At 61.1% G+C, this 26005-nt stretch carries 26 protein-coding genes; 9 read left to right on the forward strand and 17 right to left on the reverse strand.

What is annotated here, in order from left to right:
- Nucleotides 1-15: 15 nt before the first annotated feature.
- Nucleotides 16-1119, forward strand: coding sequence for a GDP-mannose 4,6-dehydratase (gene gmd, locus A7X77_RS23170; RefSeq protein ID WP_064685186.1), 1104 nt, complete (start codon nucleotides 16-18; stop codon nucleotides 1117-1119).
- 111 nt (nucleotides 1120-1230) lie between these two features.
- Here gmd and A7X77_RS33170 read toward each other — a convergent pair whose 3' ends face one another.
- Entirely contained in the window at nucleotides 1231-1428 is a 198-nt protein-coding gene (locus A7X77_RS33170; RefSeq protein WP_156668148.1) for a hypothetical protein, read from the reverse strand.
- Nucleotides 1425-1646, reverse strand: coding sequence for a hypothetical protein (locus A7X77_RS23175; protein WP_064685187.1), 222 nt, complete (start codon nucleotides 1644-1646; stop codon nucleotides 1425-1427). Before A7X77_RS23175 ends, A7X77_RS33170 begins: the two co-directional genes overlap by 4 nt.
- 165 nt (nucleotides 1647-1811) lie before the next feature.
- On the opposite strand from A7X77_RS23175, the gene A7X77_RS23180 reads away from it, so the two are divergent.
- Nucleotides 1812-2618, forward strand: coding sequence for a nucleotidyltransferase family protein (locus A7X77_RS23180; protein WP_064685188.1), 807 nt, complete (start codon nucleotides 1812-1814; stop codon nucleotides 2616-2618).
- Between the two features lie 10 nt (nucleotides 2619-2628).
- Nucleotides 2629-3351, forward strand: coding sequence for a metallophosphoesterase family protein (locus tag A7X77_RS23185; RefSeq protein WP_064685189.1), 723 nt, complete (start codon nucleotides 2629-2631; stop codon nucleotides 3349-3351).
- Nucleotides 3352-3484: 133 nt separating this feature from the next.
- Here A7X77_RS23185 and A7X77_RS23190 read toward each other — a convergent pair whose 3' ends face one another.
- Nucleotides 3485-3748 carry a hypothetical protein gene (locus A7X77_RS23190; RefSeq protein ID WP_064685190.1) on the reverse strand — a complete coding sequence of 88 codons (264 nt, stop codon included), beginning with the start codon at nucleotides 3746-3748 and terminating at the stop codon, nucleotides 3485-3487.
- Between the two features lie 48 nt (nucleotides 3749-3796).
- Nucleotides 3797-4045 (reverse strand): hypothetical protein, encoded by a 249-nt coding sequence (locus tag A7X77_RS23195; RefSeq protein WP_064685191.1) that lies wholly within the window; start codon nucleotides 4043-4045, stop codon nucleotides 3797-3799.
- 315 nt (nucleotides 4046-4360) lie between these two features.
- Between A7X77_RS23195 and A7X77_RS23205 the strand changes: the two genes are divergently transcribed.
- Together A7X77_RS23205 and A7X77_RS23210 are read left to right on the forward strand one after the other, a co-directional pair.
- Nucleotides 4361-6343, forward strand: coding sequence for a protein-L-isoaspartate(D-aspartate) O-methyltransferase (locus A7X77_RS23205; protein WP_064685193.1), 1983 nt, complete (start codon nucleotides 4361-4363; stop codon nucleotides 6341-6343).
- Between the two features lie 174 nt (nucleotides 6344-6517).
- Nucleotides 6518-6787, forward strand: coding sequence for a hypothetical protein (locus A7X77_RS23210; RefSeq protein ID WP_064685194.1), 270 nt, complete (start codon nucleotides 6518-6520; stop codon nucleotides 6785-6787).
- Between the two features lie 132 nt (nucleotides 6788-6919).
- Here the strand turns inward: A7X77_RS23210 and A7X77_RS23215 are convergent, their stop codons facing one another.
- From A7X77_RS23215 to A7X77_RS23245, 7 genes are all read right to left on the reverse strand, one after another.
- On the reverse strand, nucleotides 6920-7684 hold the full coding sequence (locus tag A7X77_RS23215; RefSeq protein WP_064685195.1) for a FadR/GntR family transcriptional regulator: 765 nt from the start codon (nucleotides 7682-7684) through the stop codon (nucleotides 6920-6922).
- 21 nt (nucleotides 7685-7705) lie between these two features.
- Nucleotides 7706-8773, reverse strand: coding sequence for a four-carbon acid sugar kinase family protein (locus tag A7X77_RS23220; RefSeq protein WP_064685196.1), 1068 nt, complete (start codon nucleotides 8771-8773; stop codon nucleotides 7706-7708).
- Nucleotides 8770-9762, reverse strand: a complete 993-nt coding sequence (locus A7X77_RS23225) for an ABC transporter ATP-binding protein (RefSeq protein WP_064685197.1) — start codon at nucleotides 9760-9762, stop codon at nucleotides 8770-8772. The genes A7X77_RS23220 and A7X77_RS23225 overlap by 4 nt, the downstream gene beginning before the upstream one ends.
- Nucleotides 9762-10769, reverse strand: coding sequence for an ABC transporter ATP-binding protein (locus tag A7X77_RS23230; protein ID WP_064685198.1), 1008 nt, complete (start codon nucleotides 10767-10769; stop codon nucleotides 9762-9764). Before A7X77_RS23230 ends, A7X77_RS23225 begins: the two co-directional genes overlap by 1 nt.
- Nucleotides 10766-11725 carry an ABC transporter permease gene (locus tag A7X77_RS23235; protein WP_064685199.1) on the reverse strand — a complete coding sequence of 320 codons (960 nt, stop codon included), beginning with the start codon at nucleotides 11723-11725 and terminating at the stop codon, nucleotides 10766-10768. The genes A7X77_RS23230 and A7X77_RS23235 overlap by 4 nt, the downstream gene beginning before the upstream one ends.
- Before the next feature lie 2 nt (nucleotides 11726-11727).
- The gene (locus A7X77_RS23240; protein ID WP_064685200.1) at nucleotides 11728-12684 is read right to left on the reverse strand and encodes an ABC transporter permease; all 957 of its coding nucleotides are present in this window, start codon (nucleotides 12682-12684) and stop codon (nucleotides 11728-11730) included.
- A gap of 127 nt (nucleotides 12685-12811) precedes the next feature.
- Entirely contained in the window at nucleotides 12812-14449 is a 1638-nt protein-coding gene (locus A7X77_RS23245) for an ABC transporter substrate-binding protein (RefSeq protein WP_064685201.1), read from the reverse strand.
- Between the two features lie 317 nt (nucleotides 14450-14766).
- Here A7X77_RS23245 and A7X77_RS23250 point away from each other — a divergent pair, with 317 nt between their 5' ends.
- The 4 genes from A7X77_RS23250 to pdxA all read left to right on the forward strand — a co-directional run bounded on the left by A7X77_RS23250 (nucleotide 14767) and on the right by pdxA (nucleotide 19359).
- Entirely contained in the window at nucleotides 14767-15672 is a 906-nt protein-coding gene (locus A7X77_RS23250) for a dihydrodipicolinate synthase family protein (RefSeq protein WP_064685338.1), read from the forward strand.
- A 12-nt stretch (nucleotides 15673-15684) separates the two neighbouring features.
- Nucleotides 15685-16872, forward strand: coding sequence for a sialidase family protein (locus A7X77_RS23255; protein WP_064685202.1), 1188 nt, complete (start codon nucleotides 15685-15687; stop codon nucleotides 16870-16872).
- A 336-nt stretch (nucleotides 16873-17208) separates the two neighbouring features.
- On the forward strand, nucleotides 17209-18342 hold the full coding sequence (locus A7X77_RS23260; protein ID WP_064685203.1) for an iron-containing alcohol dehydrogenase: 1134 nt from the start codon (nucleotides 17209-17211) through the stop codon (nucleotides 18340-18342).
- A 30-nt stretch (nucleotides 18343-18372) separates the two neighbouring features.
- Complete coding sequence (gene pdxA, locus A7X77_RS23265; RefSeq protein ID WP_064685339.1) at nucleotides 18373-19359, forward strand: 4-hydroxythreonine-4-phosphate dehydrogenase PdxA; 987 nt, start codon at nucleotides 18373-18375, stop codon at nucleotides 19357-19359.
- 104 nt (nucleotides 19360-19463) lie between these two features.
- Here pdxA and glpK read toward each other — a convergent pair whose 3' ends face one another.
- From glpK to A7X77_RS23295, 6 genes are all read right to left on the reverse strand, one after another.
- A complete protein-coding gene (gene glpK / locus A7X77_RS23270; RefSeq protein ID WP_064685204.1) occupies nucleotides 19464-20966 on the reverse strand; it encodes a glycerol kinase GlpK in 1503 nt (500 codons plus the stop codon).
- 150 nt (nucleotides 20967-21116) lie between these two features.
- Nucleotides 21117-22841, reverse strand: coding sequence for an ABC transporter substrate-binding protein (locus A7X77_RS23275; protein ID WP_040112842.1), 1725 nt, complete (start codon nucleotides 22839-22841; stop codon nucleotides 21117-21119).
- A 79-nt stretch (nucleotides 22842-22920) separates the two neighbouring features.
- Nucleotides 22921-23202, reverse strand: coding sequence for a DUF2160 domain-containing protein (locus A7X77_RS23280; RefSeq protein WP_064685205.1), 282 nt, complete (start codon nucleotides 23200-23202; stop codon nucleotides 22921-22923).
- 12 nt (nucleotides 23203-23214) lie between these two features.
- Complete coding sequence (locus A7X77_RS23285) at nucleotides 23215-24042, reverse strand: carbohydrate ABC transporter permease (protein WP_064685206.1); 828 nt, start codon at nucleotides 24040-24042, stop codon at nucleotides 23215-23217.
- A 14-nt stretch (nucleotides 24043-24056) separates the two neighbouring features.
- Nucleotides 24057-24923: a carbohydrate ABC transporter permease gene (locus tag A7X77_RS23290; RefSeq protein WP_064685207.1), complete on the reverse strand. Its 867-nt coding sequence runs from the start codon at nucleotides 24921-24923 to the stop codon at nucleotides 24057-24059.
- A 3-nt stretch (nucleotides 24924-24926) separates the two neighbouring features.
- Nucleotides 24927-25997 carry an ABC transporter ATP-binding protein gene (locus A7X77_RS23295; RefSeq protein ID WP_064685208.1) on the reverse strand — a complete coding sequence of 357 codons (1071 nt, stop codon included), beginning with the start codon at nucleotides 25995-25997 and terminating at the stop codon, nucleotides 24927-24929.
- Nucleotides 25998-26005 lie beyond the last annotated feature (8 nt).

Here is a 26005-nt window from a genome sequence, read left to right on the forward strand (position 1 = left end):
AGTTGGAGGGCAATCATGGATATGGGTATGAAAAAGAACCAAAAAGTTGCACTGATTACGGGCATAACAGGTCAGGACGGTGCGTATTTGGCTGAAATGCTCCTGGACAAGGGCTATATCGTTCACGGCCTCAAACGACGCTCGTCGTCCTTCAACACCAGTCGCATCGAGCATCTGTACGAGGATCCCCATGTCGACAATCCTCGCTTCATTTTGCATTTCGGGGACATGACCGATTCAACCAATCTGATCCGCGTCATACAGGAAACGCAGCCGGACGAGATCTATAATCTCGCCGCACAGAGCCACGTCCAAGTTTCGTTCGAGACACCGGAATATACTGCGAACGCGGATGGAACCGGCACCCTGCGGCTGCTGGAAGCAATTCGCCTGCTGGGGCTGACCAAGAAGACCCGCTTCTATCAAGCCTCCACCTCGGAGCTCTACGGCAAAGTCCAGGAAGTTCCGCAGAGCGAAACGACACCTTTCTACCCTCGATCACCCTACGCGGCGGCTAAGCTCTATGCCTATTGGATTGTCGTCAATTATCGCGAGGCATATGGCATGCATGCCTCGAACGGGATTTTGTTCAATCATGAAAGCCCGATCCGCGGCGAAACATTCGTGACGCGTAAAATCACCCGAGCGGCGGCTGCGATCCATCTTGGATTGCAGGACAGGCTCTATCTCGGCAATCTGGATGCGAAACGCGACTGGGGACATGCGCGAGAATATGTCCGCGGCATGTGGCTGATGCTGCAACAGGACGAACCGGGGGACTATGTCCTTGCGACCGGCGAAACGCACTCGGTTCGTTCCTTTGTGGACAAGGCCTTTGCCAAGGTGGGCATGCCAATTGATTGGCGCGGGAGCGGGGTCGAGGAAAAAGGATACGATAAGACATCCGGTCAGTGTGTCGTGGAGATCGATCCCGCCTACTTCCGCCCGACTGAAGTTGATCTTCTGATTGGCGATCCGACGAAGGCGCACACGCAGCTTGGCTGGAAACATGAGACCAGTCTTGATCAGCTGGTCGCGGAGATGGTTCGCGAAGATCTGAAAGTCATGGCACGAAATGTTCCGTCCGTCGGTGCGACTAAAGGTTTTGCCTATGCCTGAGTGATCTACAGGCTTGCCGGAAAACGATTGACGTCGCGGGCCGCCGCGGATGGCGGAGATGATTTGCCGGCAGATGACGATAGCGCCGCTGAACAGGAACTTATCCCTCGCTCATCGCGCCTGCTCCGTCATCGGCCCGGGCGAAGTCTCATCCGGTTCGCCGGAGTGCGTCGCCAGCATGAAGGCCAGGCCCGCCAGACAGGCGACGAGGAAAATCGTGGCGACGAATATCATCATCCGCCACGGCGGCTTTTCATTCTCGTAGCCCGCTCCCGAGGCGAAAGGCCCGCCTTTCCTCACCTCGCTCACGGCGCACCCCTTTGCGGCAGATCGACCTGCTCATCAAGCTTGTCCTTGAGATCGTCCAGCCGATCGCGCAGAAGCGAGGCTTTCGTGCGTCTGATTTCCTCATTGGTCAGATCGACCATCTGGCTGCTGTCGTAGGGGATGCCGGGGCTGCATCCGGTAACAGTTTCATTTCTCGGCCTGTCGTTTATGCCGGTCGATATTTTTGCTCGTTTATCCATGACATTCTCCAATACGGTTCGCGAAGCTTTCCTCGAAAGCGGACGCGCGTCTCATGGCCCAAACGACACGGAGGTAGCGAAGTTCCGGATTGATCGGACAGGTTTTGCCTCGGGAACATTGAACGACTCCATGTGTTGCTTTGCTTAGCAACGCAGGAATCGACGATGACCGCACGAACAGCCGGACACGGCAGAGACAATGATGTGCTGATCAAAGCGAAGGCGGTTCCGCAACTCATCGATCCGGCCGCCGAGCCGTTCGTTACCGAAGTCGTTCAGGAGCTCGTCAAATCCCGCATCCCTTTCCTAGTCGCCGGCACCTACGCCGTCTGCGCCTATACCGGCATCTCGCGCCAGACGAAGGATTTCGACATATTCTGCAAGGCCGGCGACTATGCTCGCATCCTGGGTCACTTCAAATCGAAGGGTTACACGGTCGAAGTCGAGGACGAGCGCTGGCTTGGAAAAGTGCTGAAGGGCAATCACTTCTTTGATGTGATCTTCGCTTCCTCGAACGGAACCATGCCGGTCGGCGACGACTGGTTCGACGATGCACGCAGGGTCGAAATGTGCGGTCACACGGTCAGAATCGTCAGCCCCACCGAACTCGTCTGGTCGAAATGTTTCGTCCAGCTGAGACACCGCTATGATGGTGCCGATGTCGCGCATGTCATCTTGAAGGCCCATGATGCCATCGATTGGCGCAAACTGCTCGCTTATCTCGAAGTGCATTGGGAGGTGCTTCTCATCCATGTCCTCAACTTCAGGTGGATATACCCGACCGAGCGGGACAAGATTCCCCGGTGGCTGCTGGAGGAGCTTTTGGACCGCCTCAAGGCGCAGCAGGAATTGCCCCTGCCGCAAATGAAAATATGCCGAGGCCGGATGTATTCCCGCATCGATTTCGAGATCGACGTCAAGGAATGGGGCTTTGCCGATGTCGGCGGCGAAGGTGAACTGCGAGGTGATTAGGAGAAACGCGATGGATGATCAGCGAAAGAGCGTGACGGTTGCGGCGGTGGCCGACCTCCATATGACGGAGGATGGGGCAAAATCTTACAAGGATCTGTTTGCCGAAATTTCCTCGGTCGCCGATGTCCTGGTCATTGCCGGTGATCTGACCGATCTCGGCAGGCCCAAGGAGGCCGAATTGCTTGCCAGCGATCTGCGCCATTGCACCGTGCCAACCGTCGCCGTCCTCGGCAATCACGATCATGAAAGCGGTCAGGTTGATGACGTCTGCAAAATTCTGACTGACGCCGGCGTCAAATTGCTGAACGGCCATGCAGCCGAGATCTCCGGTGTCGGTTTCGTTGGCGTCAAGGGATTTGCCGGCGGCTTCGGGCGCCATATGCTGGGTTCATTCGGCGAAGCCGCCATTAAGGCGATGGTCGCCGAAAGCGTCGAGGAATCGATGCGCCTGGAAAACGCCATGCGGCAGGTGCGTTCCGATCGCTCCCTGGTCGTGCTGCACTACGCCCCCATCGCAGAAACCGTGGCAGGCGAACCGTTGGAGATCTATCCCTTCCTCGGTTCTTCACGTCTTGCGGAAACCATCGACCGGTTTCGGGTCAATGCGGTCGTTCACGGCCATGCCCATCGCGGATCCTATGAGGGCCGCACACCGGGCGGCGCACCGGTCTACAATGTCGCCGCCCATGTCGAGAAGCCGACCGGGAGGCCGTACGCTCTGCTCGAGCTTTGACCGCTTTCAAGCGAGGGCAGCGGCCAAACGTTCTGGCCCGCCCGCATTCGAAGATGGCGGATCCAGGCGCTTGGCCGCAAATGACAACGTTCCTTAGCAGGAACGCAGCGATCAGATCGCCGCGTCAAGGCGCTCAGTCACGCTCGACGAATTTGTTGAAGCGGCTTGTCTTTCCATCCTTGGTCTCATCCTGGTAGAGAAAGGCAAGCTTGTTTTTGTCGAAGATTCTGAAGAACTCGTCCCAGTCGATCTCGTCGAATTCCTCTTCCTTTTCTCCGAAATCGATGCGCAGGACGCCGCCTTTGCCGCCGGTCCTGATGGCCGCCGGCCTGCCATTCCTGTCCTCCGCCCATTTGCGAATTTTTCTGTGGTCCGTCGTTGTCTCGGAACTGCTCATCGAAATCTCCATCGGTTGTCTTTTGTGCCGCAAACCGGCCCGCAACCGTCACAGCAGCGGTTGCCTTTGCTTCCATTCGCGATACGGTGCGAGCAGTCGACCGGGATAGCGCCGCTCGATCTCGCTTTCGGCCAAAGCAATGCGGGATATAATCTCTTCTACCGCGTCGCCTTCCTCGGCAGCGTTGCTCGCTTTTTCCAGATCGTTCATGGTCCCAAACAGCTCGTCGTCCGTCATTGTCTCCAGGCGGGAGGCGAGATCTTCGACCGGTTCGTTGACAAGCGAGTTGCTGGACATGGGCGCGCCTCTTGCTGATGCCTGTCCAACTTCGCTCTTCACACTAAGTTCCGCTGCTGCACCGCGCAAATTGATCGCAGGATCCCCTTTCACCGGCGCTCCACTCGGATCATCAAATGGTCCGAGATCCACCGGACAGCGCGGAGACGTTCGATACCGCCTCCGGCGCGTGTCGGAAATCGATGCCGTGCTGACGGGCGCAGCGATGCGGTGCGCAGGAAAACCGTGGCGACAAACGAACCGAGGCCATCGGTGCCGCTGCTTCGGAACAACCACCTGCTTTCGGCTGTTTTCTCCTGGAGCGGAGGTGATCCCATGGATATGAACCGCATGCGAGACCACATGGTGGACTACCATGTCGTGCGTCGCGGCATTCGCGATGAAAGCGTCACCAGGGCGATGCGCATAGTGCCGCGCGAGAAATTCGTCGATCCGGGCTTCGAGGAATTCGCCTATGAGGATGCGCCGTTGTCGATCGGCGAGGGTCAGACGATCTCGCAGCCTTTCATCGTCGCTCTGATGATCGAGAAGGCCCATCTGGGTGCGGGCGACAAGGTGCTCGAGGTCGGAACCGGTTCCGGCTACGCCTCGGCCCTCATCAGCCGGATCGTCAGGCACGCCTATACCATCGAACGCCATGAACGGCTGGCGCTTCAAGCCAGAGAACGGTTTGAAAAGCTGGGATATGGCAATATCGACGTCCGGGTGGGCGACGGCAGCAAGGGCTGGGCGAACGCCGCTCCTTTCGACGCGATTATCGTTTCCGCTGGCGCACCCGAGGTACCGGCCGCCCTGAAGGAGCAGCTGGATCTCGGTGGGCGGCTCATCATCCCGGTCGGCCGCAGCGACGAACAGCGCCTGAAACGCATCACGCGCACGGGGGCATCCACCTTCGAGGAGGAAGATCTGGGCGGCGTCCTTTTCGTCCCGCTGATCGGCGAGGATGCCTGGACCACCACCCATCCGATGTATACGGCAACAGCCCCGTCATCGCGCACAGAGGAAACATACAGCAAACTCATCTCGGCCGCGGCTGAAGAGTTTTCCTCGATCGACGACAAGGGCTTTGCCGCCCTTTTTGATCGTTTTGCCAACAGCCGCATCGTTTTGCTTGGCGAATCCACCCATGGCACCGCCGAATTTTATGAGACGCGGGCGGCCATCAGCCGGCATCTTATCGATCATCACGGATTCAATCTCATTGCAGTCGAAGCGGATTGGCCGGATGCGGCCGCCATTGACCATTGGATAAATGGTCGGGCACCGGGAGACAGACAGCCATTCGGCCGCTTTCCCAAGTGGATGTGGCGGAACCGGGAGTTTTCGCGGTTCGTCGGCTGGATGAAGGAGGAAAACGAACGGCGCAAAGCGTCGCACAAGGCTCCGGTGCGGTTTTACGGTCTGGATCTCTATAATATGTCCGGGTCGATCCGCTCCGTCCTCGACTATCTCGAAAATGTCAGCCCGGAAACCGCCAAGATTGCCAAGGAGCGCTATGGCTGCCTCAGTCCCTGGCAGAGCAATCCCGCGACCTATGGTCGGGCCGTGCTGACCGAAGCCTATCGATCATGCGAGGATGCAGTGCTCAAGCAATGCACGGAGCTTTTGACGCGATCGCTGGACGATGCGGCCTCAGATGACGATGATTTTCTAAACGCCGTCCAGTCCGCAAGACTGCTCGCCGCCGCCGAACGATATTATCGCATTATGTATTACGGCGGTGCGCAGGCCTGTAACCTGCGCGACACCTATATGGCCGACACCGTCGAGCATCTTCTCGACTTTCACGGACCGGCGGCAAAGATCATCATATGGGCTCACAACTCCCACATCGGCGACGCCCGCTACACGGATATGGCAACCGCCCGCGACGAACTGAGCCTCGGTCAGCTATGCCGGCAGCGCTTCAACGAGATGACAAGCCTCGTAGGGCTGGGAACACATTGCGGCGAGGTAATCGCCGCTGACGATTGGGACGGGCAGGCGGAGGCGAAACAGATGAACCCGTCGCTCCCGCAGAGCTGCGAGCGTTTATGTCACGACACGGCAAAGCCGCGATTTCTCCTCGACCTCAGGGCCGATGAGGAATTGCATGCAAGCCTTGTCGAACAGCGGCTCCAGCGCTTCATAGGGGTGATCTACAGGCCGGAAACCGAACGGCTGAGCCACTACATGTCGGCATCGCTGTCGCGGCAGTACGACGCCTTCCTCTGGTTCGATGAAACGCGCGCGCTTTCGCCACTCATCGCTCGGCAGTCCGGTACGGGCGATCAGGAGACCTTCCCCTTCGGTTTCTAGAGCGAGGGGGAATCGATCGACGCGATAGAGCGGGAACTCTCTGCGCATCCGCAAGTTTCGTGGTTGATCACCCCAGAAGATCCATGTGAAGCATTTTGTTATCGCCTCACGCGGAGGCGCCGCGAAATCAGGACCCGGCGCACTGGTACGAAGCCGAATGAGGAGGCGGCAGATATGCCTGAATATGTCAGCTATTCCGCAGGCCCCGTCCCGGCCGGGTCGCTGATCGTCAAGCTCTATCGATCGGGAAACCAGATCAGGGGATATGTCAGCAAGGTCGCAGACACGGACCACGACGATACGATCTTTCCCGGCGAGGAAATGGAACCTGAAGCAGCCTTCAGGCTGGCTGAAACCCATCGCGACACCAACGGTGCCCCGATCTTCGTCGATCTTGTCGAAGACGTTGTGTGGGATCCGTCCTGGGGTCACCTCAGACCATAGCGTACCGAGCGATCATCAGCCCGTCGGCCTACCAAAGCTCTCTGCCGGACCAGCTACGAAGACCCCGCGTTGCGGCGGCAAGCCACCATCTGCGCCATGCATCGTTCGGGGCAAACCCGCTCCCCATGCCCTTCAGAAGGACAAGTCGAGCACCCTGCCCTCAAACAGACGGTCCCGGGAGCCTTCGAGATGTGCCTTCATCAGCCTTTGCGCATCGTCGGCCCGGCCATCGGCGATGGCCTTGTAGATGGCGTTATGTTCTTGGTAGACCTGTTCCAGCCCCTGGCGGGGCCCGAGCAAGGAAAGGCCGTGGAGATGCATGCCGACGGCGATATGGGCTTTCAGTGCATCGATCGAGGCAGTGTAATAATGGTTGTTGGCAGCCTCGGTCACGGCGCGATGGAAGATGAAATCGGCATCGGTGCGGTGAAGCTGATGGCTGGTCGCCTCGCGCAGATCCGCAAGGGCGCTGGCGATCTTCTGGATCGCCTGCTCATTGCGGCGCTTAGCGGCGAAATAGGCGGCGGCCGGCTCAATGGTCAGGCGGAATTCGTAGCAGCGCTGAATATCGGCAATGGTCTTAACAGGCGAATAGGCAAGCTGGGCCGTCGGCGATCCATGGGCACTGACGAAGGTACCGGCCCCCTGGCGGGCATACACCATGCCCTGATCGCGCAGGCGCGCCAGCGCATCGCGGACGATTGGCCGGGAAACACCGAGCATCGAGGCAAGTTCGTGTTCGCCGGGAAGGCGTGAATCCGGCGGATAGTTTCCGCCGCGGATACGCTCGAGCAGCTGGTCGAAGACGCGATCGACCAGCTTGACGGCCTTGCCACGTTCGGGCTTGCCCGGCGGGCCGGCTTCCGCGTTCAAAGATTCGCCATTCGCTTCAGTCACGTCATTCTCCCGGACGGTATCTTACCATGCCGCCTGATTCCGAAGAACCAGTCTTAGCAAACTATCAGGCTTGCCGAAGCCCCCCGACTTGACGGCGCACCGAAAAGGCCGCCCGTCGGCGGCCGCGACATCGAACCAGGGAATGCCAGCCTCGATTTCGCCCTTCGGCGTGAGCACCTTCACGTCAAGCGCATGGAGGATTGCCAGCGCCGTATCGCCACCGCCGACCATCAGCATATCGGGCCTCGTATCGTCGATCACCTTTTTGACACCTGCCGCAAAGTCACCGGCGACGAGCGCCGCATCGGCCGTCATGTCACCGGTACAACGCAGCAGCACCGGCAGCGCCAGCCCCTCCCCGCATTCAATCTGCCCCATCGGCGCCTCCACCACCATACGCAAGGCGCCGGAGGCTTCGAGCCGGTTCATCTGGGCGGCGGTGATCGGATCGCGCGAACCAAAGGCAAACAGCGTGCGCAGGGTCGGCGTAAATTCCGTCACCGGCCACCGACCGGTTTCGCCGAGCCGGCGGGCGAATGCCGCACCGAGGCCGCGCGCACCGACGCCGAGCGTCGTCAGCCAGACATGTCCCGCGACGATCTGATCGAGATCGGCATCGTCGGCGGCATCGGCTACGACAACAGTGTCCGCGCGGCTCTCGAACAGATCGGCGATCGGCAACGGCTTGTTGACGCCGCGGCCGACGACACAGCCCCGGTAGGTCAGGCGCTCCTGATCGGGAATGGCAGGCGCCACGAGGATATTCTTCAGGCCGAGCGCGTCCGCAAGCGCCAGGCTTTCGGCCGCGACACTGCCCTTCAGCCGGGAGTCGATCTTCTTCATGACGACGTCAGGCTTCACGCCCTGAAACACCTTCGCGGCCGATCGGACCTTTTCGGCGGCATCGCGCTCGCCAAGGGCGCGCGAGGCGGTATTGACGACGACGACATCACAGCCGGTGGCGATCGCATCCAGCGCCGCTGCGACATCGACGGCGATCGCGACCGAGAGGCCGGCCGCAACGAAGGGGGTGCCGGTATCGAGCGCCCCCGTCAGATCATCGGCGATGATCGCGGCCTTCAGCGTCATGCGATCTCACCCGTGTTGACGGCGTGGCAGGCGACGAGGTGGCCGGGCTTGGCTTCCTTCCAGACAGGAATGACCTTGCTGCAAACATCCATGGCGATCGGGCAGCGCGTGTGGAAACGGCAGCCGGAAGGCGGGTTCAGCGGGCTCGGCACGTCGCCCTGCAGGATCTGGCGCTGACGGGTGCGCTCATGCTCCGGATCGGTCTCCGGAACGGCCGACAACAGCGCCTTCGTATAGGGATGCAGCGGGTTGTCGAAGAGTTCCTCGCGGGTCGCGAGTTCGGCGAGCCGCCCGAGATACATGACTCCGACGCGGGTGCTGATATGGCGCACCACCGCGAGATCATGGGCGATGAAGAGATAGGTCAGGCCGTATTTCTCCTGCAGATCGAGCAGCAGGTTGATGATCTGCGCCTGGATCGACACGTCGAGCGCCGAGATCGCCTCGTCGCAGACGATGAATTTGGGCTGGCAGGCGAGCGCCCGGGCGATGACGACGCGCTGGCGCTGGCCGCCGGAAAGCTCATGCGGGTAACGCTGGGCAAAACGTGTCGGCAGGCCGACATCGGTGAGCAGCGTCGCCACCCTCTCCTTGAGCTCGGCCTTGGTGCTCAGCTTGTGAAAGAGGATCGGCTCGCCGATTGCCTCCCCCACCGTCATGCGCGGATTGAGCGTCGAATAGGGGTCCTGGAAGACGATCTGCAGGTCGCGGCGGAACGGCCGCATCTGCTTTTCATCAAGCTTGGCGAGATCCTGGCCTTTGTAGACCACCCTGCCGCTGGTCGCCTTGTAAAGGTTGAGGATGGTGAAGCCAGTCGTCGATTTGCCGCAGCCGGATTCGCCGACAAGGCTCAGCGTTTCGCCTTCCATGATGTCGAGATCGACATTGTCGAGCGCATAGACGGTTGCCGAACGTTCGCCGAAGGCGCCGAGCTTGACGTGGAAATGCTTGACCAGATTTTCGATCTTGAGCAGCGGTTGCGCACTCATCACGCGGCCTCCTGTATTCTCTGGACGACGAAACAGGCGGCGCGGTGATTGCTGCTGCCGCTCAAGGGTTCGAGCCGCGGCACCTTCTCGTGGCAGATCGCCTCGACGAGCGGGCAGCGCGGCGCAAAGGGGCATCCCTTCGGCCGGCGGCCGGGTTCCGGCGGCGTGCCGCCGATCGAGCTCAGCCGGCTTGCCGGCGGATCTGACAGTTTCGGGATCGAGGAGAGCAGGCCGCGCGTATAAGGATGGCTCGGCCGGGCATAGAGCTCGTCGACGGGGGCGTCCTCGACGACCGTGCCGGCGTAAAGCACGGCGACGCGATCGACAAGGCCGGCGATCAATGCCAGGTCGTGGGTGATCCAGACGACGGACATGCCGAGCTTGGCGCGCAGATCCTTCACCAGATCGACGATCTGGGCCTGGATGGTGACGTCGAGCGCCGTCGTCGGCTCATCGGCGATCAGAAGCTTGGGATTGCAGGCAAGGCCAATCGCGATCATCACGCGCTGACGCATGCCGCCGGAAAGCTCGTGCGGAAAAGCCTGCAGCCGCTCTTCCGGGCCAGGAATGCCGACGAGGCGCAGGAGTTCGACAGCGCGGGCGCGAGCCTCGGCCTTCTTCATTTTGCGGTGATAGATCAGCGGCTCGCAGATCTGGTCGCCGACGCGCATGACGGGATTGAGCGAGGTCATCGGATCCTGGAAGACGAAGCCGATATCGCCGCCGCGCACCTTGCGCAGCTCGGCATTCGACATCGTCTGCAGATCGCGGCCGGCGAAGGCGGCCGTTCCCTTGGCGACCTTGATCTTGTTCGGCAGAAGCCGCATCAGGCTCAGCATGGTGAGGCTTTTGCCGCAACCGGATTCGCCGACGACGCCCAAGGTTTCGCCTTTGTCGACATGGAGATCGATGCCGTCGACGACGACGGCCGGGCCGTTGCGGCCGTCGATCTCGACGGTAAGTCCCCTGACATCGAGCAGGCGATCGCTGTTTTGCGTGTCCATCATTTGCTGCCCCGCGGATTGAGCGCGTCGTTGAGACCGTCTCCAAGGAAGCTGAAGGCAACCGAGGCAAGGCCGAGCACGGCCGCCGGGGCGGCGAGAAGATGCGGATAATGCTGCCAGACGCGCAGGCCGTCCGAGATCATATTGCCCCAGCTCGGCGTCGGCGGGTTGACCCCGACCCCGAGGAAGCTGAAGGCGCTTTCCAGCACCATCGCCGTGCCGAGACCGGCGCTGACCGAGACGATCAGCGGCCCGAGCGCATTCGGCACGACATAACGCTTGATGATGACCCAGTTCGACAGGCCGAGCGCCTGGGCGGCGGTGATATAAGGCCGGCTGCGGATCGACAGCACCTGGGCGCGCACCAGGCGCGCATAGGGCGGCCAGGAGATCAGCGCCATCGACCCGAAGACGAGGATGAAATCCACCCAGATCGTCTGGCGGTAGAAGGGATTGAGGGTCTCCAGGTAGCGCGCCTCCATCCAGCGGGTGATCGGCGCTTTCAGCGAGGCGTTGATGACGACGACGAGCAGCAGGTTAGGAACCGACATCGTCACGTCGGTCAGCCACATGATGGCCCGGTCGAAGGGATTGCCGAAGAAACCGGCCACGGCACCGAGCGTCAGGCCGATCAGCACAGCGAAGAAGGTGACGATGACGGCGACGAGGAAAGCGGTCCGCGTGCCGAACACGACGCGGCTGAAGACGTCGCGGCCGAGGTCGTCGGTGCCGAAGAGATGGCTCATCGACGGCAGCGCGTTGCGGGCATTGAGATCCTGGCTGAGATAATCATAAGGCGTGAGGTAGGGACCGAAGATCGCCGTGAAGGCGAGGATCAGCACGATGACGAGGCCGAAGACGGCGAGCTTGTTGCGCCGCAGCCTATGCCAGGCGTCGCGCCACAGGCTAACCGGCGGTTCCTCGACGGTTTCGGTGGTGGAAAGAGGGATGGCGGACATGGTCAGCGGCTCCTTCTTGAATCATTGGCGCGGGGATCGAGCAGCGGATAGAGCACATCCACCAGCAGGTTCGACACCATCACCAGGAACGAGCCGATCAGCGTGATCGCCAGGATGACCGGATAATCCGAATTGATCAGCGCCTGCACTGTCAGCCGTCCGAGACCCGGCAGGCCGAAGACGAGTTCGACGAAGATCGCGCCGTTGACGATGGTGATCATGATCAGGCCGAGCTGCGTCACGACAGGGGTCAGTACCGGCCGCAGGATATGGCGCAGCGCCACGATGATCTCGGGCACGCCCTTGGCGCGGGCGGTGCGGACGAAATCCTCCGACAGCACTTCGATGACGGCGGCACGGGTCTGGCGCACGATCAAAGCGATCGGCTGGAACGACAGCACGAGCAGCGGCAGCAGGATGCGGATATCGAAGATGCCGCCCCAGCCATAGGGCACGCTGGCGCCCGGCAGCAGCACGATGAGGCCGACCATCAGCAGTGGACCTGCGACATAGGCGGGGATGGCCCAGAGGAAGAGCGCCGAACCCAGAATGGCATAATCGAGGCGCGAATTCTGGTTCAGCGCGGCGACCATGCCGAGCGGGATTGCGACGAGGGCCGTCAGAATGATGGAACAGAGGGCGAGCTGGAAGGAGACGGGTGCTGCGGCCGAGACCATCGCCCAGACGGCGCGGCCCGAGGTCAGAGAATTGCCGAACCGGCCGTGCAGCAGGTTCCAAATATAAAGGCCGAACTGCTCGATGAAAGGCCTGTTGAGGCCGGCACTTTCACGGATGGCTTCGATGCGCTGCGGATTATAGGCGACGTCACCAGGCGCGCGCAGGAAGATCAGCTTGATCGGATCGCCGGCGCCGTAGAAGGCCAGCGCGTAAACGGCCAACATCACCACCAGAACGGACGGAATCCAGATGGCAAACCGGGTTAGCACGTAGCGCAGCAAGGCCACCTCCCACCTGTTGTCGATGCGGTCCGTCCTAAAGCCAGGCAGATCGCATATCTTCTTCTTGAAACTTGCGCGAAGGCCTTGCAGCCTTCGCGCGCTTATTGCCAGGGACGATAATTCCCAATCAGCCGATGGAGATGTTCCAAGGCTCGGCGATCTGCCAGTCGAGGTTCTTCTCGAGTCCCTTGATCTCCTTGGTGGCCCAGCGCGACATCGCCTGAGAATACCATGGAATGAAGGCCCAATCCTCGCGGAATGCCTTCTGGGCTTCCTGGGCGAGAGCAACGCGCTGCGGATCATCCGCAGCTTTGGTTGCCGCTTCGGCAAGGGCGCTGTCGACCTTGTCGTTCTTGTATCCGCCGAGCTTGTTCTGCGCGTTCGACGAAGTCGAGGCGATGCTGCCCGTCAGATAGGAAACGGCGTCGGGAACACGGGTGCCGACGTCGTCGCGGAAGATCTGAACCGAGTTCTGATCCGGACCGGCATAGGAGTCCTGCTGCGGCTTCATATCGACGGCCGTGATGCCGAGGTTCTGACGCCACTGCTCGGCGATGAACTGAGCGGCGGCCTGAATGGCCGGCGCCGAAATGCCGACGAACAGGATCTTCGGCAGGCGCTCGGGCCCGCCATAGCTCGATTCGGCAAGCAGCTTCTTGGCGGCCGCCGGATCATAGGGAAAGGGCTCGAAGCCGGAATTGTCGGCGCCGGGGACCGAATTGAGGATCTGATCGGCCTTCTTGTGCGGCCCATCCGGATAGGACGCCTTGAACAGGCCGTCGCGATCGACCGCCATGATCAGCGCCTGTCGCACCTTCGGATCGTCCATCGGTGCGCGGGAAATGTTGAACCAGAAGTGCTGGCTGGTCGGAATCAGCGGGCCTGCCGAGAATTCCGCGCCGAGATCCTGAATGATCGTTGAGGTGACGAGCTCGGTATGAGCATTGAACTCGCCCGACTTGATCAGCGAAGTCGCCGTCACATTGTCCTCGACCGAGGTGATGTCGATGCGGGCAAGCTTCGGCTTCTGCCCAAAGAAGTTCTCATTCGGCTCGAAGCTGATCTTGCCGGCATCGATATCGATGCTCGTCAGCTTGAACGGGCCGGAGAAGACCGGCTTGTTCTCCGGCTTGTACCAATCGATGATTTCCTCGCCGTCGCTGCCGCGCGACTGCGACGCCTTGGTGATCGGGGCGATGTGGTTGGCGAGTCGCATGAAGAAGATCGGATCGGCAGCAGCCAGCGTCACCACGACCGTGCCCTCGTCGGGCGTCGCGACGCCGGTCAGCTCGTTGCCGGAGCCGGCGGCGATTTCCGCATAACCCTTGACCTTACTCAGCACCTGGTCGGCGCGCTGGCTCTTGGTGTTCGGCATCGAGGCGACTTCCCACGATCCCTTGACGTCGGCCGAGGTAATCTTGCTGCCGTCGGAGAAGACGGCCTTGGGGTCGAGCTTGAAGGTCCAGACCGTGTTGTCGGCCGATTCCCAGCTGGTGAAGACGTAAGGCTTGATATTGCCCTGACTGTCGAAATACATCGGCGAAGCCCACCAGATCGAGTTCCAGCGGAACGTTCTGCCGCCGCCGCGCAGCGGCGACCAATCCTGGTCGAAGGCCGGATGGGCGACTTTCAGGACCTGGCCTTCTTCGGCCAGCACGATGCGGGCATTCATCCCGAATACGGTCAGCCCGACGCCGGCGGCAAGGCCGAGCTTCAGCGCGTTTCGGCGCGATAGATTGGTTTCATCCGACTGATCAAAAGACATGGCATTCCTCCCAGGTGAAATCGGCAGCGCTCTCCCCGCGCTGCCAGGCACAGCACAATCCGCCGCCTATCGTTCTATCGTTATTGTAAATATGTCAACAAAAAACCGCGTTTTTCATTCGAACAAAAATTTATCTCTAAAAAGCAACAACAATTACAATTAGATGAATTTTCGCTTTCAGATTAAGCCTCTTTGTCTTCTTGACAAAAGCGCCACAATGGAAAAGTTCTTATCACTCCATTGCGGGCGGATGCATGACCATCGGGCGCGGTCGCGCGGTCCGGACACGGATCACCAGCGCGCCGAAGGAGGGGGAAATGAGCCACCACAGGATCACCGGCGTCTTCAGCGCGGCCGCAACACCGCTGACCGCTGACAACACGCCGGATTTCGCGCTTTTCACCGACCACTGCCGGCAACTGCTGGCCGAGGGATGCCATGGTGTGGCCCTGCTCGGCACGACCGGTGAGGCCAATTCCTTTTCCTGTAGCGAGCGACGCGCCATTCTCGAGGCTGCTGTGAAGGCCGGCATTCCGGCCGAGAGGCTTTTACCCGGTACCGGCGTCGTCGCCATTCCGGAGACCGTGGAACTGACACGGCACGCGCTGTCGCTCGGCGTCACCAAAGTGGTGATGCTGCCGCCCTTCTATTATAAGGGCGTGTCCGACGACGGCCTCTTCGCTGCCTATTCGCAAGTGCTGGAAAAGGTCGCCGATACGCGTCTGCGGGTCATTCTCTATCATATCCCGCAGGTTTCGGGCATTGCGCTGTCCGTTCCACTGATCGGCCGGCTGATTGCGGCCTTTCCGGAAACCGTCGTCGGCATCAAGGAATCGGCGGGCGATTTCAACAACATGCAGGCAATTATCGCCGCTCATCCCGGATTTTCTGTCCTGGCCGGCGCCGATCCGCTGCTGCTGCCGCTGATGAAGGCTGGCGGTGCCGGCTGCATCACGGCCACTTCCAATCTGGTGGCGGATTCACTCCGCACCGTTTACGACCACGTTCATGACGAGGCGCGCAGCGCCGATGTCGAGGCGGCGCAGGCGCGCATCAACGCCTATCGCACGCTGTCCAACTCCTACGTCCAGATCCCGACGATCAAGGCAATGATCGGGCTGAAGACCGGCAATCCCGCCTGGAAGCGCACGCGCGCACCGCTGATGCCGCTCGCCGAGGCGGATTATGCCGCACTCGCCGACAGCTACGCCAAACTGCCCTGAGGAGATACGCCATTGACATTTACCGGTCTGCCTCCGGAAGCCGTGCCCGCTCTGATGACCGGGACCGTCACCCCTCACCCCTCTGTCGCAGGCCGCGCCGACGCCTACCTGCCCTCCCCCTGCATCCAGAACCATGCGGCCAATCTTGCCTTTCTCCCCGACGGCACGCTGACCTGCGTCTGGTTCGGCGGCACGATGGAGGGCATGGGAGACATTTCGATTTACATGTCGCGGCTGGCGCCGGGCTCCGAGCGCTGGTCAGAACCGGAAAAGATGAGCGACGATCCGGAGAAATCCGAGCAGAACCCCTTAATATTCAACGCCCCGGACGGAAAGATTTGGCTGCTTTACACGTCGCAGACGTCAGGCAACCAGGATGGCTCGGTTGTCAAATTCCGGACATCGGATGATGGCGGCAAGACATTCGGCCCGGTCCAGATCCTCTGCGACAGCCCCGGTACCTTCGTCCGCCAACCGATTGTCGTCACCGACCGCGGCGACTGGCTGCTACCGATCTTCCGCTGCGTCGGCCGTGAACGCCAACGCTGGAGCGGCGATGCCGATACTGCAGCGGTGCTGATCTCGCGTAACGGCGGCGCCAACTGGCAAATGGTCGATATTTCGGACAGTCTCGGCGCCGTGCACATGAACATCCTGCCGCTTGGCGGCAGCGAGATGGTCGCCTTCTACCGCAATCGCTTCGCCGAAACGATACTTTCCAGCCGATCGGCGGACGGCGGCGAAAGCTGGAGCCCGCCCGAGCCGACCGACCTGCCGAACAACAACTCCTCAATCCAGGCCACCGTTCTCGATAATGGAAGGATTGCAATGGTTTACAACCATTCGAATGCGACGATGTCGGATGCGCGGCGTCAGTCTCTCTACGACGAGATCGAGGGTGACGGGGTTGGAGAGAGCGCTGCGATCGTTGCCGAGACGGGCCGCAAGGCGGTCTGGGGGGTTCCCCGCGCGCCCCTTAGCCTGGCGATATCGAGGGATGGCGGCAGGACCTTTCCGCAGCGCATGGATCTCGATACCGGCGACGGCTTCTGCCTCAGCAACAATTCGAAGGATTCGCTGAACCGCGAATTCTCCTACCCCTCCGTCATCCAGGGAAGCGATGGCGCGCTCCATGTCGCCTACACCTATTACCGGCGCGCCATCAAATATGTGCGGCTCGCCCCGCAAGCGCTGCCGTAAGCAAGTTGCCGGCCTTAATTGTAAAATCTGCTCTTTCGATCCTGCGTGAGAGTATGCGGGACATCAGAAAATTGGCCGGCTCGCGCCGGGATTTGACAACAACACTGGCTCTCCGCCACCGGCGCGATCGCGGCTAACCTTTCAACTGCCGCTTCATTTATACATCTAATAAGTATTTGTTTTCAAACTAGATATTCACACGACCCGGCCGGTTGGACGGGCATGTCCCGCGATAAAATTTCCCCGAGCCAGGAATGCCTGCTTGACATTGATCTTACAACTTTACAATAAATGGAATGACATTATCGCCGCAAGATCCTGCAGGAGGACTGGTTCATGGCCAGCTTGGATTCGCCAATCACCATCGTTCGGCCGCATCTGATCGAATTCGGCATCGGCACGGCGGCAAAGCTCGGCAAATGGGCTGCCGAAAAGGGTTTCAGGCGCACGCTCGTCATCTCCGACGCTTTTAACGCGACGCGCCTCGACCTGCTGGAATTAAAGGGCGAGGCGACGGTCTTTGCCGAAGTGACGCCCGAGCCGGATACGGCCAACCTCGAAAAGGTGCTGGAGGCGGCCAACGGCGCCGACGCCGAGCTGATCGTCGGCTTCGGCGGCGGCAGCGCCATGGATCTGGCAAAACTCGCCGCCGTGCTTGCCGGCTCCGCGCAGACGCTGCACGACGTCGTCGGCCCGAACAAGGTGCATGGGCCGCGCAAGGCAGCGCTCGCCCAGGTGCCGACGACATCGGGCACCGGCAGCGAGGCAGGCATCCGCGCACTCGTCACCGATCCAAGGACGATGGCCAAGCTCGCGGTCGAAAGCCTGCATATGCTGGCCGACATCGCCGTCATCGATCCGGCGCTCACCTTCACCGTGCCGGCCCGAACCACGGCCGCCACCGGCGTCGACGCGATGGCCCACTGCGTCGAGGCCTTCACCAACCGCAAGGCTCATCCGATGGTCGATATCTATGCGATCGAGGGAACTCGGCTGGTCGGCAAATATCTCGCCCGCGCCGTCAGAGACGGCAACGACGCCGAAGCGCGCGCCGGTCTGTCGCTCGCCTCGCTCTATGGCGGCTTCTGCCTCGGCCCGGTCAACACCGCCGGCGGCCATGCGCTCGCCTATCCGCTAGGCACGCGCTGGCATATAGCGCATGGCGCTGCCAATGCGCTGATCTTCCCGCATGTTCTGGCCTTCAACACGCCGTCTGCGCCTGAGAAGACGAAAGCGGTGATGGAAGCGCTGGGGCGTCAAACCTCGGACAACACGACATCCGTCTTCGATGCTGCCTATGCTTTTTGCGCGGAACTCGGCATCGAGATGAAACTGTCAGGCCTCGGCGTGCCGGAAAGCGATCTCGACGCCATGGCCGACGACGCCTTTGCCATCCGCCGTCTGCTCGATAACAATCCGCGCGATCTCACCCGCGCCGACATTCGCTCGATTTATGCGGCCGCTTTCTAGGCGACACGGTTTTCAGAAGGGACTTTGATGATGGACAGGAATGCAAAAGTCGCCGTGACGCTCGGTGATCCCGCCGGCGTCGGCCCAGAGGTGATCGTCAAGGCCCTGGCGGCTCTTCCGAGCGACGAGCGCCGCGATTTCGTCATCGTCGGCAATGTCGAAGCGCTGGAACGCGCCGACCGCGTCAGCGGCACCGGGCTGAAATTCGGGCCGGCCGATGCCCCCGGCGATGACAGGATCGCTGTCGATGAAGTTCCGCTCGGCGCGGCCCTGCCCGAGATCGGCAAGGTCAGCCCGATCGCCGGCGATGCCTCGGTGCGTTATATCACCCGTGCCGTCGATCTCGCCATGTCAGGTCAAGCCGATGTTATCGTCACCGCGCCGATCAACAAGGAGGCGATGAACCTTGCCGGCCACCACCATGATGGCCATACCGGGCTGCTCGCCCATGTCACCGGTTCGAAAAGCTCCTTCATGCTGCTTGCCTCCGAGCGACTGAACACCATCCACGTCTCAACCCATATCTCGCTGAAGGGCGCGATCGAACGGGCCAAGACCGAGCGGGTGTTGGCAACCATCGAGGCCGGCCACAATCATTTCCTGCGTCTCGGCAAAAAGGCGCGCATCGCGGTAGCCGGCCTCAATCCGCATTGCGGCGAAAATGGCCTGTTCGGCACCGAGGACATGGAATTCCTGGCGCCCGCCGTCGAACAGGCGCAGGCCAAAGGCATCGACGTCGTCGGGCCGATCTCCGCCGATACGGTCTTCGCCCGCGCCTATAACGGCGCTTTCGATCTCGTCATCGCCCAGTATCACGATCAGGGCCACATCCCGATCAAGCTCGTCGCCTTCGAAACGGCGGTCAACGTCTCGCTTGGCCTGCCGATCGACCGCGTCTCGGTGGATCACGGCACCGCCTTCGATATTGCCGGCACCGGCACGGCCAATCACGTCAACATGCTCTCGGCCATCGCCTATGCCCGGCTGATGGCGCGCTCACCGCGGCGGCAGATGTGATCGGAGCGTCCGAGGAAACAAGAAGGGCGCCAGATACGATCGACGAATAGCGTGAACAGGCCTCCCGACATAACCGGGAGGCATTGTAGCCACTCCGTCCGTCGTTACCCCGCAGCGGTATCCGATATCATCCGCGATACGGCATTCTTCCAGCCGATGATCTTGGCCTGACGCTCGCCCTCCTCCATCGACGGGCTGAAGCGGCGGTCGCAGGCCCAGGCTTGCGCAAACTCCCGCCGGCCGGGCCAGATGCCGGCCTTCGAGCCGGCAAGCCAGGCCGCACCAAGCGCCGTCGTCTCGCGGATCGCCGACCGGTCGACCGGATTTCCGGTCATGTCGGCCAGGCATTGCATCGTCCAATCCGAAGCCGCCATGCCGCCATCGACGCGCAACACCGTCTCCAACTGGTTGGCGCCCCAATCCCGCTTCATCGCCACCAGCAGGTCGAGCGTCTGATAGGCCACGGATTCGAGCACGGCGCGAGCAAATTCCGCCGGTCCGCTGTTGCGCGTCAGGCCGAAGATCGCACCACGCGCAGCCGGATCCCAATAAGGCGCGCCGAGCCCGGTGAAGGCGGGGACGATATAGACCTGCTGCCCGGGATCAGCCTTGGCCGCAAGCACGCCTGCCTCCGACGCCTGGCCGATAATGCCGAGGCCGTCGCGCAGCCATTGCACGGCGGCACCGGCGATGAAGATCGAGCCTTCGAGCGCATAGGTCGTCTTGCCGTCGAGGCGGCAGGCAATGGTCGTCAGCATCCGGTTGGCGGAGGAGACTCGGTCCCGTCCGGTGTTGAGCAGGGCGAAGCAGCCGGTGCCATAAGTCGATTTCATCATACCGGGCTCGAAGCAGGCATTGCCCATCGCCGCCGCCTGCTGGTCGCCGGCGACGCCGAAGATCGGAAGCTCGGCGCCGAGCAAGGCTTTGTCGAGGCGGCCGAAATCGTCGGCGCATTCCCTGACCTCGGGAAGCATGGCGGCCGGGACGCCGAGAATGCCGAGAAGCTCCTCGTCCCAGGCGCCGTCATCGATATTGTAGAGCAGCGTTCGCGATGCATTGGTTGCATCGGTCGCATGCACGCGGCCGCCGGTCAGCTTATAGATCAACCAGCTGTCGATCGTGCCGAAGCAGACCTCGCCCGCCTCGGCCTTCTCACACAGCCCATCGACATTGTCGAGCAGCCAGCGCAGCTTGGTTCCCGAAAAGTATGGGTCGAGCAGCAGGCCGGTTTTGGCGCTGAACAGTTTCTCATACCCATCGGCTTTCAGGCTCTCGCACATTTCGGCGGTGCGCCGGTCCTGCCAGACGATCGCGCGGTGAAGCGGAGCGCCCGACCGTCGATCCCAGACGACTGCCGTCTCGCGCTGATTGGTGATGCCGATCGCGGCTATGTCGACAGCCTTGAGACCGGCATCGGCGATCGCCATGCGTGCTGTGTCGACGACGGAGCGCCAGATTTCCGCGGCATCGTGCTCCACCCAACCGGGCTGCGGATAATATTGCGTGATCTCCGCCTGAGCGGAGCCTGCCATTTTCATGTCGCCGTCGAAGATGATCGCACGCGAAGACGTCGTGCCCTGGTCGATTGCAAGAATATAGCCGCTCATATCCGTCTCCGGCTCACACGAGATCGTTCCGCCTGCCGGCGATCGGCAGGACGCGGATGTTTCATGAGAGATAGATTGTGGGTGCCACCGGCTTGTCGCCGGTGGCAGGAGGGATGGCCGGAGGCCTCGTTGCCTCCGGCCGGGGTCCGCTTACTTCTTCTGCCAGCTCTTGACGAGTTCGTCGTAGTTGACGGTGAGCGGCTTGTCCTTCTCGTTCTCGATCTTCAGCTGCGGAGCGAGGTTACCCTTCTTCACCGCGTCAGCGTTCCAATAAGCGAGATCATGCTCTTCGGCGAGCTTCGGGCCGATGTCGCCCTGGACCTTGGCGCGTTCCAAGCGCTGCAGCACCTTTTCCTGCTCCGAGCACAACGAGTCCATTGCTTCCTGCGGCGTCTTGGCGCCGGAGGATGCGTCACCGATCGCCTGCCACCAGAGCTGTGCGAGCTTCGGATAGTCAGGAACGTTCGTACCGGTCGGCGACCACTGCAGGCGGGCCGGCGAACGATAGAACTCGATCAGGCCGCCGAGCTTCGGGGCGCGGTCGGTGAAGGACTTGTGGTCGAGCGTCGACTGGCGGATGAAGGTCAGACCCATATGGCTCTTCTTCACGTCGACAGTCTTCGAGGTGACGAACTGGGCATAAAGCCAGGCCGCCTTGGCGCGGTCGACGGGCGTCGACTTCATCAGCGTCCAGGAACCTGCATCCTGGTAGCCGAGCTTCATGCCGTCCTTCCAGTAGACACCATGCGGGCTCGGCGCGAAACGCCATTTCGGCGTGCCGTCGGCATTGACGACCGGCAGGCCTTCCTTGACGAAATTGGCGGTGAAGGCCGTGTAGGTGAACATCTGCTGGGCAACTTCACCCTGCGAAGGCACCGGACCGGATTCGGAGAAGGTCATGCCCTGAGCGGCAGCCGGTGCGTATGCCTTCATCCAGTCCAGATATTTCTGGATGGAATAGACAGCGGCCGGTCCGTTGGTATCGCCGCCGCGCGCGACGCACGAACCGACAGGACGGGAGTTCTCATCGACCTTGATGCCCCATTCGTCGACCGGCTTGCCGTTCGGAATACCCTTGTCGCCGTTGCCGGCCATCGACAGCCAGGCATCGGTGAAGCGCCAGCCGAGCGACGGGTCCTTCTTGCCGTAGTCCATGTGGCCGTAGACCTTCTTGCCGTCGATCTCGCGGCCGGTGAAGAACTCGGCAATATCCTCATAGGCCGACCAGTTGACCGGCACGCCGAGATCGTAGCCGTACTTCGCCTTGAAGTCCGCCTTGTTCTTCTCGTCGTTGAACCAGTCGTAGCGGAACCAGTAGAGGTTGGCGAACTGCTGGTCCGGCAGCTGATAGAGCTTGCCGTCAGGCGCTGTCGTGAAGGACTTGCCGATGAAGTCGTCGACATCGAGGCCTGGATTGGTGACATCCTTGCCTTCATTGGCCATCCAGTCGGTCAGCGAACGGGCCTGCTGGTAGCGCCAATGGGTGCCGATCAGGTCGCTATCGTTGATATAGGCGTCATAGATGTTTTCGCCGGACTGCATCTGCGTCTGCAGCTTCTCAACCACGTCGCCTTCGCCGATCAGGTCGTGGGTGATCTTGATGCCGGTTATCGCCGTGAAGGCGGGCGCCAGCACCTTCGATTCATAATCATGTGTGGTGATCGTTTCGGAAACCACCTTGATGTCCATGCCGGCGAAGGGCTTCGCGGCATCGACGAACCATTGCATTTCCTTTTCCTGATCGGCGCGGGAAAGCGTCGAGAGATCGCCGACTTCCTTGTCGAGGAAGGTCTTGGCCTCGTCCATCCCGGCATAGGCCGATGCCGTCATCGCCAGCAGCAGGCCTGCTGTCGTCGTCAATAAGTGCCGTCGCATAATATCCTCCCAGGGTTTGCGATTGCAGTCACATAGTCAGGCGGCCAAGCACCCCCGGCCATCTGTTTTCTCCTTGCCGTCACACGTAGCGGAAGACGCCGATGGCGTAGACCACGGAGATGGCAAGAGCCCACCACAGGTTGGGCCCAGCGAGCCCAAGCCATGCAAGATGAATGAAAGCGCTGCCCAGCAGCGAAATGAAAAGCCGGTCGCCGCGCGTCGTTTCGAAACGCAGCACGCCCGTGCGCGGCGAGCCACCCGGAGAAAAATACTCCCCGACGCTCATGGCGATCAGAAGCGCCAGGATCGTCAGGAAGAACAGCGCCGTCGGCAGCGTCCAGGCCATCCAGGAAAAGGTCATGTCCGGTCCTCCTCAGACGCGGCCCAGGGCAAAGCCCTTGGCGATGTAGTTGCGGACGAAATAGATGACGAGTGCGCCCGGAATAATGGTGAGCACGCCGGCAGCTGCGAGCACGCCCCAATCCAAGCCGGCCGCCGAAACCGTTCGCGTCATGATCGCCGAGATCGGCTTTGCCGCCGTCGTCGTCAGCGTGCGGGCCAGCAGCAGCTCGACCCAGGAAAACATGAAGCAGAAGAAGGCCGCCACGCCGACGCCGCTCGCGATCAATGGAATGAAGATCTTGATGAAGAAGCGCGGGAAGGAATAACCGTCAATATAGGCCGTCTCGTCGATTTCCTTCGGCACGCCGGACATGAAACCTTCAAGGATCCAGACGGCGAGCGGCACGTTGAACAGGCAGTGGGCCAGCGCCACGGCAATATGCGTATCGATCAGGCCGAAGGCCGAATAGAGCTGGAAGAAGGGCAGTGCGAAGACCGCCGGCGGCGCCATTCGGTTGGTCAGCAACCAGAAGAACAGGTGCTTGTCGCCGAGGAAGCGGTAGCGCGAGAAGGCATAGGCCGCCGGCAGCGCCACGGCAACTGAGATCACCGTGTTCATCACTACATAAATGATCGAGTTGATATAGCCGTTATACCAGGACGGGTCGGTGAAGATCACCCTATAATTGTGCAGAGTCGGGGCCGCCGGCCAGAGCGTGAAGGCGCCCGTGATTTCGGCATTTTCCTTGAAGCTCATGTTGATCAGCCAGTAGATCGGCAGGAGCAGGAAGAGGATATAGAGCGTCGTGACCACCCAGGAGAGGTTCCCGGCGGGTTTGAATTTCATCGTCGAAGCCATGGTTCTCTCCTTTCTCAAGCGTTGGCGTCGCTACTGGTCATGACCGTGTAGAAGATCCATGACAGCAGCAGAATGATGAGGAAATAGATGATCGACATTGCCGCCGCCGGGCCGAGGTCGAACTGGCCAACCGCCATCTTCACAAGGTCGATGGAGAGGAAGGTCGTCGAGTTGCCGGGGCCGCCGCCGGTGACGACGAAGGGCTCGGTATAGATCATGAAACTGTCCATGAAACGCAGGAGCACGGCGATCAGCAGCACCCGCTTCATCTTCGGCAGCTGGATGTAGCGGAAGACTGACCAGCGCGAGGCGCCGTCGATCTTGGCGGCCTGATAATAGGCATCGGGGATCGAAACCAGGCCGGCATAGCAGAGCAGCACGACGAGGCTCGTCCAGTGCCAGACGTCCATGACGATGACGGTGACCCAGGCGTCGATCGGATCGCGGACATAGTTATAGTCGAGGCCGATCGCGGCGAGCGTATGACCGAGCAGACCGATATCGACGCGTCCGAAAACCTGCCAGATGGTGCCGACGACATTCCATGGAATGAGCAGCGGCAGCGCCATCAGCACCAAGCAGACCGGGACGCCGGGACCCGACTTCGGCATGTTGAGGGCAATGAAGATGCCGAGCGGAATCTCCAGCGCCAGGATGATGAAGGAGAATAGCAGATTGCGCTGGAGCGCTTCCCAGAAGCGGTCGGAATGCAGCGTCTGGACGAACCAGTCGGTGCCGGCCCAGAAGAACTCGTTATTGCCGAACGTATCCTGCACCGAGTAGTTGACGACGGTCATCAGCGGAATGACCGCCGAAAACGCCACGAGCAGCAGCACCGGCAGCACCAGAAACCAGGCTTTGTTGTTCCACGTCTTCTGCATGGCTCAGGCCTCCCTGCCGACACGCCAGCTGTCGGCGTAGATGCTGATGGCGGACGGATCGAAGGTGACGCGGGCATCCGCGGGAATGGTGTCGTCTTCGGAGACGACGATCGCGATCGGCTGGCCGGCGAAACGGGCGCGCACGATCTTCTGCCGGCCGATATCCTCGATCTTGTTGATTGTAACCGGCATGCCCTCCCGCCCGAGTCGGATGAATTCGGGGCGAATGCCAAGTTCGGTCTTCACCGCGCCGTTGGTATTCGGCGCATAATCCAGCGTCAGCACCTCGTCTCCGACCTTGACGGCGCTGCCGTTGATCTTTGCCGGCATGACGTTCATGCCCGGCGAACCTATGAAATAACCGACGAAGGTGTGGCTCGGCCGCTCGAAGAGCTCGGCCGGCGTGCCGATCTGAACGATCTGGCCGTCATACATAACGACGACCTTCTCGGCGAAAGTCAGTGCCTCGGTCTGGTCGTGGGTGACATAGACCATGGTGAAGCCGAACTGCTTGTGCAGCCGTTTCAGCTGTGAGCGCAGCACCCATTTCATATGCGGATCGATGACGGTCAGCGGCTCGTCGAACAGGATGGCGTTGACGTCGTTGCGCACCAGCCCGCGGCCGAGCGAGATCTTCTGCTTCTGGTCGGCGGTCAGCCCCTGCGCCTTGCGCTTGGCCCAGCCCGCAAGGTCGATCATTTCGAGAATGTCGCGCACGCGCCGGTCGACATCGGCCTCGGCTACGCCGCGGTTGCGCAACGGGAAGGCGAGATTGTCGTAGACCGTCATCGTGTCGTAGATGACAGGAAACTGGAAGACCTGCGCGATGTTGCGACTCTGCGTCGAGAGGTTCGTCACATCCTTGCCGTCGAACAGAATGCGGCCATGCGAAGGCTGCAGCAGGCCGGAGATGATGTTGAGCAGCGTGGTCTTGCCGCAGCCGGAGGGGCCGAGCAGCGCATAGGCGCCGCCGTCGTTCCACTCGTGATCGACTTCCTTGAGCGAATAATCCTTTTCCGTCTTCGGATTAGCGCCGTAGGCGTGGCGGATATGGTCGAGCGTGATGCGTGCCATGGTGCTCT

It is taken from the genome of Rhizobium bangladeshense (assembly GCF_001662075.1).
Lineage (GTDB): Bacteria > Pseudomonadota > Alphaproteobacteria > Rhizobiales > Rhizobiaceae > Rhizobium > Rhizobium bangladeshense_B.

Excerpts from the sequence above, each read along its gene's own strand:
- gmd (WP_064685186.1), top strand. The coding sequence starts at position 16 with ATGGATATGGGTATGAAAAAGAACCAAAAAGTTGCACTGATTACGGGC.
- A7X77_RS23175 (WP_064685187.1), bottom strand. The coding sequence starts at position 1,646 with ATGGATAAACGAGCAAAAATATCGACCGGCATAAACGACAGGCCGAGA.
- A7X77_RS23180 (WP_064685188.1), top strand. The coding sequence starts at position 1,812 with ATGACCGCACGAACAGCCGGACACGGCAGAGACAATGATGTGCTGATC.
- A7X77_RS23185 (WP_064685189.1), top strand. The coding sequence starts at position 2,629 with ATGGATGATCAGCGAAAGAGCGTGACGGTTGCGGCGGTGGCCGACCTC.
- A7X77_RS23190 (WP_064685190.1), bottom strand. The coding sequence starts at position 3,748 with ATGAGCAGTTCCGAGACAACGACGGACCACAGAAAAATTCGCAAATGG.
- A7X77_RS23195 (WP_064685191.1), bottom strand. The coding sequence starts at position 4,045 with ATGTCCAGCAACTCGCTTGTCAACGAACCGGTCGAAGATCTCGCCTCC.
- A7X77_RS23205 (WP_064685193.1), top strand. The coding sequence starts at position 4,361 with ATGGATATGAACCGCATGCGAGACCACATGGTGGACTACCATGTCGTG.
- A7X77_RS23210 (WP_064685194.1), top strand. The coding sequence starts at position 6,518 with ATGCCTGAATATGTCAGCTATTCCGCAGGCCCCGTCCCGGCCGGGTCG.
- A7X77_RS23220 (WP_064685196.1), bottom strand. The coding sequence starts at position 8,773 with ATGACGCTGAAGGCCGCGATCATCGCCGATGATCTGACGGGGGCGCTC.
- A7X77_RS23225 (WP_064685197.1), bottom strand. The coding sequence starts at position 9,762 with ATGAGTGCGCAACCGCTGCTCAAGATCGAAAATCTGGTCAAGCATTTC.
- A7X77_RS23230 (WP_064685198.1), bottom strand. The coding sequence starts at position 10,769 with ATGATGGACACGCAAAACAGCGATCGCCTGCTCGATGTCAGGGGACTT.
- A7X77_RS23235 (WP_064685199.1), bottom strand. The coding sequence starts at position 11,725 with ATGTCCGCCATCCCTCTTTCCACCACCGAAACCGTCGAGGAACCGCCG.
- A7X77_RS23245 (WP_064685201.1), bottom strand. The coding sequence starts at position 14,449 with ATGTCTTTTGATCAGTCGGATGAAACCAATCTATCGCGCCGAAACGCG.
- A7X77_RS23250 (WP_064685338.1), top strand. The coding sequence starts at position 14,767 with ATGAGCCACCACAGGATCACCGGCGTCTTCAGCGCGGCCGCAACACCG.
- A7X77_RS23260 (WP_064685203.1), top strand. The coding sequence starts at position 17,209 with ATGGCCAGCTTGGATTCGCCAATCACCATCGTTCGGCCGCATCTGATC.
- pdxA (WP_064685339.1), top strand. The coding sequence starts at position 18,373 with ATGGACAGGAATGCAAAAGTCGCCGTGACGCTCGGTGATCCCGCCGGC.
- glpK (WP_064685204.1), bottom strand. The coding sequence starts at position 20,966 with ATGAGCGGCTATATTCTTGCAATCGACCAGGGCACGACGTCTTCGCGT.
- A7X77_RS23275 (WP_040112842.1), bottom strand. The coding sequence starts at position 22,841 with ATGCGACGGCACTTATTGACGACGACAGCAGGCCTGCTGCTGGCGATG.
- A7X77_RS23280 (WP_064685205.1), bottom strand. The coding sequence starts at position 23,202 with ATGACCTTTTCCTGGATGGCCTGGACGCTGCCGACGGCGCTGTTCTTC.
- A7X77_RS23285 (WP_064685206.1), bottom strand. The coding sequence starts at position 24,042 with ATGGCTTCGACGATGAAATTCAAACCCGCCGGGAACCTCTCCTGGGTG.
- A7X77_RS23290 (WP_064685207.1), bottom strand. The coding sequence starts at position 24,923 with ATGCAGAAGACGTGGAACAACAAAGCCTGGTTTCTGGTGCTGCCGGTG.
- A7X77_RS23295 (WP_064685208.1), bottom strand. The coding sequence starts at position 25,997 with ATGGCACGCATCACGCTCGACCATATCCGCCACGCCTACGGCGCTAAT.